The organism is Lactobacillus sp. UMNPBX17 (assembly GCF_002553735.1).
Lineage (GTDB): Bacteria > Bacillota > Bacilli > Lactobacillales > Lactobacillaceae > Lactobacillus > Lactobacillus gallinarum.
In genome coordinates this window covers 1-12976 of record NZ_PCYT01000048.1, presented here as the reverse complement: position 1 = coordinate 12976, position 12976 = coordinate 1, and the positions used below count along the sequence as shown (strand labels likewise).

Annotated in this window: 9 protein-coding genes; 8 read left to right on the top strand and 1 reads right to left on the bottom strand. The window is 36.5% G+C overall.

Translation table 11 applies throughout. The features are described 5' to 3' along the window. Positions 1 to 191 precede the first annotated feature (191 nt). The 7 genes from CP368_RS07530 (at position 192) to whiA (ending at position 10460) form a co-directional block, all read left to right on the top strand. The gene (locus tag CP368_RS07530) at positions 192 to 1916 is read left to right on the top strand and encodes a phospho-sugar mutase (RefSeq protein WP_098036547.1); all 1725 of its coding nucleotides are present in this window, start codon (positions 192 to 194) and stop codon (positions 1914 to 1916) included. Between the two features lie 105 nt (positions 1917 to 2021). Then, entirely contained in the window at positions 2022 to 4070 is a 2049-nt protein-coding gene (gene uvrB / locus CP368_RS07525) for an excinuclease ABC subunit UvrB (RefSeq protein WP_056945509.1), read from the top strand. Beyond that, positions 4060 to 6906, top strand: a complete 2847-nt coding sequence (uvrA, locus tag CP368_RS07520; protein WP_098045941.1) for an excinuclease ABC subunit UvrA — start codon at positions 4060 to 4062, stop codon at positions 6904 to 6906. Before uvrB ends, uvrA begins: the two co-directional genes overlap by 11 nt. Before the next feature lie 57 nt (positions 6907 to 6963). Continuing rightward, complete coding sequence (locus CP368_RS07515) at positions 6964 to 7506, top strand: HdeD family acid-resistance protein (protein WP_025005153.1); 543 nt, start codon at positions 6964 to 6966, stop codon at positions 7504 to 7506. Between the two features lie 90 nt (positions 7507 to 7596). Further along, positions 7597 to 8478: an RNase adapter RapZ gene (gene rapZ, locus CP368_RS07510; protein ID WP_025005152.1), complete on the top strand. Its 882-nt coding sequence runs from the start codon at positions 7597 to 7599 to the stop codon at positions 8476 to 8478. 10 nt (positions 8479 to 8488) lie between these two features. Beyond that, entirely contained in the window at positions 8489 to 9532 is a 1044-nt protein-coding gene (gene yvcK / locus CP368_RS07505) for a gluconeogenesis factor YvcK family protein (protein WP_025005151.1), read from the top strand. Then, positions 9525 to 10460, top strand: a complete 936-nt coding sequence (gene whiA, locus CP368_RS07500; protein WP_025005150.1) for a DNA-binding protein WhiA — start codon at positions 9525 to 9527, stop codon at positions 10458 to 10460. Before yvcK ends, whiA begins: the two co-directional genes overlap by 8 nt. A 48-nt stretch (positions 10461 to 10508) precedes the next feature. On the opposite strand, the gene clpP is transcribed toward whiA, so the two are convergent. Continuing rightward, the gene (clpP, locus tag CP368_RS07495; protein ID WP_005718663.1) at positions 10509 to 11093 is read right to left on the bottom strand and encodes an ATP-dependent Clp endopeptidase proteolytic subunit ClpP; all 585 of its coding nucleotides are present in this window, start codon (positions 11091 to 11093) and stop codon (positions 10509 to 10511) included. Between the two features lie 187 nt (positions 11094 to 11280). On the opposite strand from clpP, the gene CP368_RS07490 reads away from it, so the two are divergent. After that, the gene (locus CP368_RS07490; RefSeq protein WP_098045940.1) at positions 11281 to 12906 is read left to right on the top strand and encodes an SH3-like domain-containing protein; all 1626 of its coding nucleotides are present in this window, start codon (positions 11281 to 11283) and stop codon (positions 12904 to 12906) included. Positions 12907 to 12976: the final 70 nt, after the last annotated feature.

The window sequence follows — 12976 nt, the reverse complement described above, 5'->3', positions numbered from 1 at the left end:
TCAAGCAATATATTTCTTCATAGCCTAACTGTTGCACTTAATTTGACAATTCAGGGAATAAAAAAATGACTTTTTAGTAGTTAAAGCGTTAAATTAATAAAGCAGAAGTTTTATAATTGTTACTAGATAATAAAAAGTTAAAGACAGCTTTAAAATCCGATACGTATTTATTTTGATGAATAGAGGAAAATATGAACGCAAAAGAAGTTTTTGAAGAATGGCAAAATGCTAATAATTTACCTGATTATTTAAAGGATCAATTAGATACTTTAGGTAAAGATGAAAAATGGATTGAAGATGCCTTTGGTCAAGATATCAATTTTGGGACTGCCGGAATGAGAGGTCGTCTTGAACCCGGAACTAATAGAATCAATCTTTTTACAGTTGGCAGAGTTACTGAAGGCTTAGCAAGATTGATTGATGAAAATGGTGAAGAAGCTAAAAAGCGCGGTGTAGCTATCTCATTTGATTCAAGATATCACTCAAGAGAATTTGCGGAACATGCAGCACGTATTTTAGGTGCACACGGGATTCACGTATATTTGTTTGATGATTTAAGACCAACACCTGAACTTTCATATGCTGTTCGTCATTTGCATACTTTTGCAGGTATTAATATCACTGCTTCTCACAATGCTAAGCAATATAATGGTTACAAGGTTTATGGTGAAGATGGTGCACAAATGGCACCAGAAAACGCAGATCGTTTATTTGCATATGCTCAAAAAGTAACTGACATTTTTAGTGTAAAGGCAGCACCTGTCCAAGAATTACGGGCAAATGGTACTTTGCAATTAATCGGTGAAGATGTTGATGAAGACTATTTGAATGAATTAAAGCAAGTAACTGTTGATCCTGAAATGGTTAAAGCAAATGCTGATAAGTTAAAGATTATTTACACACCACTTCATGGTACAGGTAAGATGCTTTATGATCGTGCCTTTAGACAAGGTGGCTTTGACAATGTAATTCCAGTTCCTAGTCAATCAATCATTGACCCAGAATTTCCAACTACAATTAAGCCTAACCCGGAATATCGTGATGTCTTCAAGCCTGGATTTAAATTAGCTGATGAAGTTAATGCTAACGTAATCATTGCTACTGATCCAGATGCTGATAGAATGGGTGCAGCTGTTAGAAAATCTGATGGCGACTTCCAAGTTTTGACTGGTAACCAAATTGCTACTTTGATGGCTTACTACTTGCTTGTTCATATGAAAGAAAGTGGCAAGTTGACTAGCGATTATGAAATCGTTACTTCAGTTGTTTCAAGTGCTTTACCATTTAAGATTGCAGAAGATTTTGGCATTAAGACTAAACACGTTTTGACTGGCTTCAAGTATATCGGTGAAGAAGTTGACCGCATGAAGAAGGCTGGCGATGTTAAGTTCCTCATGGGCTTTGAAGAAAGTTATGGTTACTTATTCAAACCATTTGCTAGAGACAAGGATGCTATGCAAGGTGCATTGATGTTTGCCGAAGTTGCTAGTTACTATGCTTCTAAGGACATGACTGTTTTTGATGGCTTGCAAGAAATCTGGAAGAAGTACGGTGTAGCTTATGAAATTACCAAGGCTATCGAAATGCCAGGTATCGGCGGTCAAAAGAAGATGGCAGCCCTCATGAGCAAGTTGCGTGATGAACATTTAAGCGAAATCAATGGTGTCAAAGTTAACAAGATTCAAGACTTCTTGAAGAAAGAAACTATTGAAAATGGTAATGTTACACCACTTGAAGAATTCCCAGAATCAAACGTATTGAAGTACTTCTTAGATGATGAAACTTGGGTTGCTCTTCGTCCATCAGGTACTGAACCAGTTATCAAGGCTTATGTTGGTGTAAATAAGAAGGATATCGCAACTGCAGAGAAGGCTGCACAAGACTACCAAGCAGCTTTAGCTGAACTTCTTAAATAAAATGGGCATATTTCGTGCGAAAACACGTTCGTGGTAGTAAAATATAAATACTAATTAGAAAGTTGGACAATTTGGTCCAACTTTTTTCATGAGGAGTTTTTGACCATGATTAAACGACAAAAAGATCGCAAATTTGAATTAGTATCTAAATTTAAACCTGCTGGAGACCAGGAGCAGGCTATTGATAAATTAACTGCTGGCTTTAAAAAAGGCTATAAAGAACAAATTTTGGAGGGTGCAACTGGTACTGGTAAGACTTTTACTATGGCCAATATTATTGCTAACTTGAATAAGCCCACTTTGGTAATTACGCATAATAAAACTTTAGTAGGTCAACTTTATGGCGAGTTTAAAAGTTTCTTTCCTCATAATGCAGTTGAGTATTTTGTTTCTTACTACGATTATTATCAGCCAGAAGCTTATGTTCCTCAATCCGATACTTATATCGAAAAGGATTCGGCTATCAATGATGAAATCGATCAGTTGCGACACGCCACTACTTCAGCTTTAATGGAGCGTAACGATGTTATTGTCGTAGCTTCTGTATCGTCAATTTATGGTTTAGGTGATCCTAAAGAATATGCCCGTAGCGTTTTGATGATTCATGAAGGTCAAGAATATGATCGTAATGTATTATTGCGTGATTTGGTAAACTTGCAATATGACCGCAACGATATCGATTTTCAACGGGGACGTTTCCGTGTTCGCGGCGATGTGGTAGAGATTTTCCCAGCTGGTAACTCGAATCATGCTTATCGTATCGAATTTTTCGGGGATGAAATAGATCGCATTGTTGAAATTGACTCTTTGACTGGAGAAGTAATTGGTGAAAGAGAAAGTATCTCTTTATTCCCAGCTACGCACTTTATGACTAATGATGAACAATTGCGGCGCGCGCTTAAAGAGATTTCTAAAGAAATGAAAATTCAGGTAAAGAAGTTTGAAGGCGAAGGCAAGCTACTTGAAGCCGAGAGAATTAAGCAACGTACTACATATGATATGGAAATGATGAGTGAAGTTGGCTATACTAACGGAATTGAAAATTATTCTCGTCACATGGAAGGTAGAAAAGCTGGAGAACCGCCTTATACTTTGCTAGATTTCTTCCCTGATGATTTCTTGATTTTAATTGATGAATCGCATGCGACTATGCCCGAAATTCGTGCGATGTATAATGGTGACCGCAATCGTAAGCAGACGTTGATTGATTATGGTTTCCGTTTACCATCAGCGCTTGATAACCGTCCACTTAAGTTATCTGAATTTGAAAAGCATGTTCATCAAATACTGTATGTTTCTGCTACGCCAGGTGATTATGAATTAGAGCGAACTGATCATAAGGTTGAACAAATTATTCGACCAACAGGCTTACTAGACCCGAAGATTGAAGTAAGGCCGATTGAAGGGCAGATCGATGATCTAGTTGGCGAAATTAATAAACGGATTGATCGCAATGAACGAGTCTTTGTTACTACTTTGACCAAAAAGATGGCAGAGGATCTGACAGATTACTTAAAGGATCTGGGAATCAAAGTGCAATATTTGCACTCTGACATTAAGACACTTGAGCGAATGAAAATCTTGCGTGATTTACGTTTAGGTAAATTTGATGTGTTAATCGGAATTAACTTGTTACGTGAAGGTATTGATGTGCCAGAAGTTTCACTGGTAGCTATCTTGGATGCAGATAAAGAAGGCTTTTTGCGTGCATATCGTCCGCTAGTTCAAACAATGGGTCGTGCGGCTCGTAATGCAAATGGTGAAGTAATTATGTATGCCGATACGATTACTGATTCTATGAGAGCCGCAATCAATGCCACTAAGAGACGGCGTAAGATTCAAGAAGAGTTTAATAAAGAACATGGAATTACACCTAAGACAATTATCAAGCCTGTTCAAGATGTAATTTCTATTACGAAGCCATCAAGTGATGATAAAGATAAAAAGTCTGATAGTTTTGCTGATTTGAACTTCGATGAATTGACTGCTAGTCAAAAGAAGACGATGATTAAGAATTTGCAAGAGCAGATGAAGGAAGCCGCTAAAAAGTTGGACTTTGAAGAGGCAGCAAACTTACGGGATGCTATTATCGATTTACAAAAGTCATCTAGAAAACCAAAGACAAAAAAGGGGAAAGCTTTTAATGGTAAATGATAAGATCGTTATTCGTGGTGCACGAGAACATAATTTAAAGGATATTGATATAACTATTCCTAAAAACCAATTAGTAGTAGTTACTGGTCTATCAGGTTCTGGAAAGAGTTCTTTAGCTTTTGATACCTTGTATGCAGAGGGTAGAAGACGCTATGTACAATCACTTTCTAGTTACGCTAGACAATTCTTGGGCCAGATGGATAAACCAGATGTTGATTCAATCGATGGGTTGAATCCCGCTATTTCAATTGATCAAAAAACCACATCACATAATCCACGTTCAACTGTCGGAACAGTAACCGAAATCAATGATTATTTACGTCTTTTATGGGCTCGTGTAGGTCATCCAATTTGTCCGAATGATGGAACTTTGATTGAACGACAATCGGTTGATCAAATGGTAGACCGAATCATGTCTTTACCCGAAAGAACTAAAATCCAATTGTTAGCTCCCGTTGTTCGTGCTAAACGCGGTGAACACAAGGAAGTTTTTAAACGAGTACAACGTGCTGGATATGTTCGTGTTATTGTTGATGGTGAGATGCACGAAATTGGAGGAGAGTTTAATTTAGCTAAAAATAAGCGACATAATATTGATATTGTTGTGGATCGTTTAATCGTGAAAGATAGTATTAAATCTCGTTTGTTTGACTCAATTGAATCAGCTCTTCGTTTATCTGATGGCTACATGAATGTTGATGTTATTGGCGGGGAGATGCTTAACTTCTCTGAATATTATGCTTGCCCTAAGTGTGGTTTTACAGTAGGCGAAATGGAGCCAAGACTATTTTCATTTAATGCGCCATTTGGTGCTTGTCCTGATTGTGATGGATTAGGGATGAATTTAGCCGTTGATGAAGATTTGGTTGTACCTGATAAGACCAAAACTTTGGCAGAAGGTGCGTTAGCTCCATGGAAGACGTCTAATTATTACACTGAAATGTTAGAACAAGCTTGTGCAGCACTTGATATTCCAATGGACAAGCCTTTTAATAAATTAACTAAAAAGCAAAGAGAAACGATTCTTCACGGTTCAACTAAGCCAGTGAAATTTCATGTTACAGGGGATTTTGGCGTTAATGACACAACCCAGCCTTTTGAAGGGGTAATGGATAATGTTGAAAGACGCTATAAACATCCAATGTCCAAATTTATGCGCGATGTGATGGGCAAGTATATGACAGAGCTGACTTGTTCAACTTGTCACGGTAAGCGATTAAATGAAAAAGCTTTGGCTGTAAAGGTAATGGACAAGGATATCGCTGAAGCTTCTGAACTTTCAATCAATAAATCCTTAGATTTCTTTAAGAGCGTCAAATTAAGTGAACAAGAAACTGTAATTGCTAAACCAATTTTGAAAGAAGTGTGTGATCGTCTTTCATTCTTAGACAGCGTTGGATTAGATTATTTGACCCTTTCTCGTTCTGCTAATACTTTATCTGGTGGGGAAGCTCAACGTATTCGTTTGGCTACCCAGATTGGTTCTAACTTATCAGGAGTTATGTATGTTTTAGATGAACCTTCAATTGGACTTCATCAACGTGATAATGATCGTTTGATTGCTTCACTTAAGAGAATGCGTGATTTAGGCAATTCTTTGATTGTGGTTGAACACGATGATGAGACTATGCGCCAAGCCGATTATCTGATTGATATGGGACCAGGCGCCGGCGTTTACGGCGGTAAGGTAATGTCTCAAGGTACACCAGAAGAAGTGGAGAAAAATCCTAAGTCTTTGACTGGTCAATATTTGTCGGGAAAAAAGTTTGTTCCTGTGCCATTAAAACGCCGCAAGGGTAATGGTAAGAAGATCACTATTACCGGTGCACAAGAAAACAATTTAAAGAATATTAACGTTGATTTTCCTTTAGGAAAATTTGTCGTAGTGAGTGGTGTTTCTGGTTCAGGTAAGTCAACTTTAGTTAATATGATTTTAAAGCGAGCATTAGCGCAAAAGTTAAATCATAATTCAACTAAGCCAGGTAAATATAAGTCAATTCGTGGCTATAAAAATATTGAAAAAATCATCGATATTGATCAAAGTCCTATTGGACGTACCCCACGTAGTAATCCGGCTACTTATACTAGCGTTTTCGATGATATTCGTACGCTTTTTGCTCAAACAAATGAAGCTAAAATGAGAGGTTATACTAAGGCTCGTTTTTCATTTAATGTTAAAGGCGGCCGCTGTGAAGCATGTCATGGTGACGGAATTGTTAAGATCGAAATGAATTTCTTGCCAGATGTGTATGTCCCATGTGAAGTTTGTCATGGCAGTCGTTATAATTCAGAAACCTTGGAAGTAACTTATCGTGAAAAGAATATTGCTCAAGTGCTTGATATGACAATTAATGAAGCATGCAAGTTCTTTGAAAATATTCCTAAAATTGCACGTAAATTGCAGACTATTGTTGATGTAGGTTTAGGCTATGTTAAATTAGGTCAATCTGCTACAACTTTATCAGGTGGGGAAGCCCAGAGAATGAAGTTGGCTGCAGAATTGCAGAAATTATCAACTGGTAAGAATTTCTATATTTTGGATGAGCCAACGACAGGTCTGCATACCGATGATATTAAACGCTTGCTTGAAGTTTTGCAGCGTTTAGTTGATGAAGGAAACACTGTTCTAGTAATTGAACATAATTTAGATGTGATTAAAAACGCTGACTGGATTATTGATTTAGGACCTGAAGGCGGTGAAGGTGGCGGTAACGTTGTTGCTACAGGAACGCCTGAAGAAATAGCGGAGGTGAAAGAAAGCTATACTGGTCAATATTTAAAGCCGGTTTTAAAGCGTGATACTAAGTTAACTAGGGATGCGGAAAATAAAAAGTAATGCGTAAGTGTTTTTATCCTCGAATAAGTGTAAAATAGGCACCAAGGAGGACGAATAATGGACATTTTTTCAAGTTCTAGAGATAATCGTGGCTTCGATTGGGGCGCATTTATCGCTGGTGTATTAATGGTTGTTGTTGCTTTTTTGCTTCTTAGACATCCAGCCAAGGGATTGCATGCATTTGTATTAATCTTTGGTATTTTGTCAATTTTGCAAGGTTTAGTATGGCTTGCTGGTTATTCACGTTTTCGTGCTTTCTTCGCACGTAGTTGGGTAGCACTTATTTCAGGTATTTTAGATATCATTGTGGGTATTTTGTTCTTATGCTCATATGATATTGGTGGATTGACCATTGCATATTTATTTGCAATTTGGTTCTTTGTCGACTCAGCTGTCGGAATTGCCTTTTCATGGCACTTGCGTGACTTTTCAACAGGATACTTTATCTTTAACTTAGTTTTGAACATTCTAAGTTTAGTTATTGCTATTTTCTTGATCTTTAACCCACTTTTTGCAGCTTTGAGTTTAGTATGGTTAGTTGCATTTTGGTTGTTAGTATTTGGTATCAATGAAATAGTCGTTGCATTTATGCACCGTTAATAATTATGAAAAAGAGGCTGCGATGGTCTCTTTTTTTTGCACTATAATGGAACACCCGGTATGATATAATTTACAGAAGGAGGGCTAACAATGGCTGATGATAAGAAACAATTATTAATTGTTACAGGAATGAGTGGGGCAGGCAAAACTGTTGTGGCTCATGATTTAGAAGATATGGGTTACTTCGTAGTTGATAACTTGCCACCAACATTATTGGGAAGCTTTTGGGATTTAATTAATAATTCAAATGATTTCCATAAGGTAGCAGTAGTAATTGATTTACGTGTTAAAACTTTTTATACAGATTTATTAGATGAGGTAAATTCACTCGAAGATAATGGCACCGTTCAAGCTACTATTCTCTTTTTAGATGCTTCAGATGATGTGTTAGTAGCACGTTACAAGGAAACTAGACGGCTTCCACCACTAGCTAATAATGGTAAGGGACGTTTGTTAGATGGCATTCAAGAAGAACGTCGTATTTTGATGCCAATCAAAAATCGTTCAAATTACATCATTAATACGTCTAATTTATCTACTAAAGATTTAAAACAGAAGTTAATTAATACTTTCAGTGACCGTAAGCGTCAGCCATTTTCAATTGAAGTAATGTCATTCGGTTTTAAATATGGCATGCCAATTGATGCGGATATTGTAATGGATGTGCGTTTTCTGTCTAATCCATTCTATATTCCGGAGTTGCGTCCATTCACAGGATTAGATAAGCGTGTCTTTGATTATGTAATGAATAAAGAAGAGACACAGGTTTTCTATCAAAAATTATTGGATTTATTAGAAACCGCTATTCCTGGTTATATTAAAGAAGGAAAAGAAAAATTGACAATTGCAATTGGTTGTACTGGTGGTCAACATCGTAGTGTATCAATTGCACAACAACTTGCTCGTGACTTATCCAAAAAATATCCAGTTGATATAACTCACCGTGAGGTAAGTCGCTACATTAGAAAGTAGGTATATCGCGATGTCATATGGAGAAACGCGAATTGTGCGCGTAATTAAAGGCAGACGTCCGCGGGTGGTAGTTATCGGTGGTGGTACTGGGTTACCAGTTATTCTAAATGCATTGAAAGATCAAAATGCGGAAATTACTGCCATTGTTACGGTATCCGATGATGGTGGCTCATCTGGTTCTATCAGAAATTTTATTAACGTTGTTCCACCGGGTGATATTAGAAATGTGTTAGTTTCTTTAAGTGATTTGCCACAAGAAGAAAAAGACATTTTTCAATATCGGTTTGATTCATCTGATGCATTCTTCTCAGGCCACGCTATTGGTAACTTGATCATTGCAGCTTTGAATGAAATGCATGGGAATATTTTTGATGCTGTTCAATCTTTATCTAAAATGATGAAGGTCGACGGCCACGTCTTTCCAGCATCTAACGAACCTTTAACGTTAAACGCCGAGTTTATTGATGGTACCACGGAAGCCGGGGAAACGGAGATTACCTCAAAAGATAAAAGAATCAAACGTGTTTGGGTAACAGATACTAATTCGAATGCCACACCTAAAGCAGTTTTACCTGTTTTAGCTTCGATAATGCAGGCAGATGCAGTTGTCTTAGGTCCAGGTAGTTTATTTACTTCTATTTTACCTAATTTGATGATTTCTAATTTAGGTGAAGCGGTTCGAGAAACCCCGGCTGAAGTAGTTTATATTTGTAATATCATGACTCAACGTGGAGAAACTGATCACTTTAGCGATGCAGAGCACGTGGAGGTAATTAATCGTCACTTAGGTGGAAACTATATCAATACAGCTTTAGTTAACGGAGCTAAAATTGATATGAGTAAATTCCACCCAGAGGATTATGATGCATATCTTGAACCTGTTAAGAATGACTTTAATGGTTTGAGAGCGCAAAATTGTCGTGTTATTACCGATGATTTTATTGATCAACGACACGGGTTGGTCTTTCATGATGGAGAAAAAGTAGCAAAGGAAATAATGAATTTGGCATTTGAGGCAATGTCACGTAAAAGAATGAAGGAAAATAATGGCTAGTTATGCTAGTGAAGTCAAAAAGGAGCTAACTTCGCTTGAGGTGCATCCAGAGCATGCTAAAGCAGAGTTAGCTGCTTTTTTGCGAATGAATGGGGTTTTAAATCTTCATGATCATCAATTTAGTCTAGATATCACTACAGAAAATCCCGCTATTGCACGAAGAATTTTTAAACTGATTAAAGTTGCATATGGAATTGAACCATTATTGATTGTTTCTCGTAAGATGAAATTAAAAAAGAATAATCAGTATCTAGTTCGACTTAATCGTGACGTGCAAGAAATATTGGAAAACTTAAATATTTGGGATCCTGCTCGAGGATTAGTTACCAGAATTCCACAGAGAATTATGAAGTCACGGGAAGGTGCAATGTCTTATCTTAGAGGTGCTTTTTTAGCTGGCGGTAGCGTTAATAATCCTGAGACTAGTAGATATCATTTAGAAATTTATTCAACTTATGAAGATCATAATGAAGATTTAGCTAAGTTGATGAATGAGTATTTTTATTTGAATGCTAAGATGACGAAACGTCGTCGAGGTTACATTGTCTACCTTAAAGAAGCAGCTAAAATCGGAGATTTTTTGCATGTAGTTGGAGCATTAAATGCTATGCTAAATTTTGAAGATTTACGAATCATGCGAGACATGCGTAATTCGGTTAATCGCTTGGTTAATTGTGATACAGCTAATATGAAAAAGACGGCTTCCGCTTCTGCAAAACAGGTAGAAGATATTCAGTTGATTCAAAAAGAAAAAGGAATCGACAGCTTACCAGAAAAGTTACAGATTTTAGCACGTTTTAGATTAGCTCATCCAGAATTAACTTTAAAAGAAGTAGCGGATCAAATTCCGGATGGACCTATTTCAAAATCTGGTGTCAATCATCGATTCAAAAAGTTACATGAATTGGCTGAAAATTTGAGAGATTAAAAAAAGAGGATTCGCACACGCAAATCCTCTTTTGATTATAATTTATGATTACTTCTTCTTATTAACCATAATTTCATCGATTAAACCGTATTCCTTAGCTTCTTCAGCAGTTAAGTAATTATCACGTTCGGTATCCTTTTGAATCTTTTCCAAAGGTTGACCAGTAGTTTCGTGTAAGATTTCGTTAATCTTCTTGCGACTCTTTAAAATTTCGTTAGCTGCAATTTGAATATCAGTTTGTTGACCTTGTGCTCCACCTAAAGGTTGGTGAATAAGTACAGTAGAGTTAGGTAATGCGAAACGCTTACCCTTAGTACCACTAGTCAAAAGAATAGAAGCCATTGAAGCAGCCATACCAATTGCAATAGTTGATACATCTGATTTAATGAAATTCATAGTATCCATAATTGCAAGACCAGAAGTAATTACACCACCTGGTGAATTAATGTAAAGTGAAATATCCTTAGTGTTATCTTGTGCATCAAGGAAAAGCAATTGAGCAATAATTGAGTTAGCCATTTGGTCGTTAATTTCGCCACTCAACATAATAATTCTATCTTTTAATAAGCGTGAGTAAATGTCATAAGCACGTTCACCACGAGCAGTTTGTTCAATAACTGTAGGTACTAGCATATATTTGCCTCCTAAATTTATTTCGTATTAATTAGCACTCTTTTAAGTACTGTGCTAATTAAATCACTTCGTAATAAAAGTGTCAAATAAAGAGATTTACTTGTATTCAAATTGTATTTTTGAGAATATTGTTTATATATTATAATAACTATGTAAAATATTGTTGTAATATTGTAGGAGGACAAGCTTGAAATATACAAATAAGATTTTAACTGCAACATCAGCTGTTGCAGTTAGTGTTGGTTTATTAATGGGTTATTCAAATCCTGTTTTTGCCGCTAATTCTAAGTCAACTACTAAAACAGACAAAGCTAAAGATAGTTCAACTGCTAAAAAGGGGCCAGTTCAAACCAGTACTTCTTACGATTTGATGGTTAAAGTAGGTAGTAATAAACATTACAATGTTTATAAGAGCATTAAGAATGGTAAGCCTGTTAAGAAGTTAGCAGATGCCAGTGACTATCAATATGCTCATATTCAATCTGATCAACGAATTAAAACTCACAACGGTACCTACTGGCGCATTTATGTTAATGGCCGTAAAGTAGGATATGTTAACCAAAACTGGTTTACTAGAAACACTATTGCTGTTCCTAAGACTGTAAGTTTAGTAAGAAATAGTCATTCTGATTTTGCTCCAGAAGATGCAGTTAGTTATGTAACTAACTATATGGGAACCGTTATTCCTACCCAAGATATTACAATTTCTGAAGATGCAATTGATTGTTCTGAACCAGGTACTTACAAGGTTAAGTATAGTTATGGTAGTGCTAAAGCTACTGTAAAAGTTACTGTAAGAAAGAGTACTAAAGAAGGCGTTGCTGATGCAGATAGTGTTTCAGCACAACCATTTAGTGGTGACCTAAAATCTTGGAAGACTTACTATGGTAGTTCATCTAACTACGTAACTAAGACTGACTTTGCTCCGGATAAAGCAAAGCACAGTTACACTACTGATAATGGTAATATGACCTTTAAGACTCGTTTCTTCCAACCAGTTTTACTTAGTGTTGCTAGAGACATTAAAGACGACGATTACATTAACCGTGTAGGTCATATTCCAGAAGGTATTGCTATGTCAGACGGCTGGCTTTACACTAGTTTACTCAGCAGTACTAAAATTTCTAATGGTCACATCATTGCTTATAATTTAAACCATTTGACTAATGCTTTTAATGGTCAATACTTGCTTGATATGTCTCAAAAGAAGTTCAATTCTTACGTTAAAAATATTAAGGTAAGTCCATATATTCCAATTGGTCACGGTCAAGCTATGGGCGCAACTGATAAGTATATTTATGTAGTTAACTATGATAATAAGACATCATATAAGAGCAATAGATCAGAAGAATTGCTTCAAATCCGTAAGAGCGATATGAGCATTAATAAGATTTGGACATTCAAATGCTGGAATGGTAGCGACTCAGAAGGCCGTTACTTCCACGATGGTGTTATTGTAAGTGATCACAAGATGTACACAACTCTTTACAACAAGCAAAAGAACCAAACTGAATACTGGGAATTCAACCGTAAAGGTGATAACTGGTACCCAACTATGGTAGGTGCAACTAAGACTGGTATTGTTTCAAATACTTATACTCAAGGTTTCACATACGATGCTAAGAATGACAACTTCTATCTTGCATTTAACGATGTAATTGCTAAAATTGCTCGTAATGGTGAAGTCAAGGATACTTATCAATTCCACACTGGTCGTGAAATTGAAGGTATCGCTGTTTCAAACAACAGACTTTACATGAATTTAGCTCAACGTGCTGAATTACTTGAAAGTACAGACAAGTTGACCAAATAATTTATTTCATAAAAAAAGTGTCTGGGAAAAAACTAATTCCTAAGACATGAAAAAAGAACGATGATTTCCT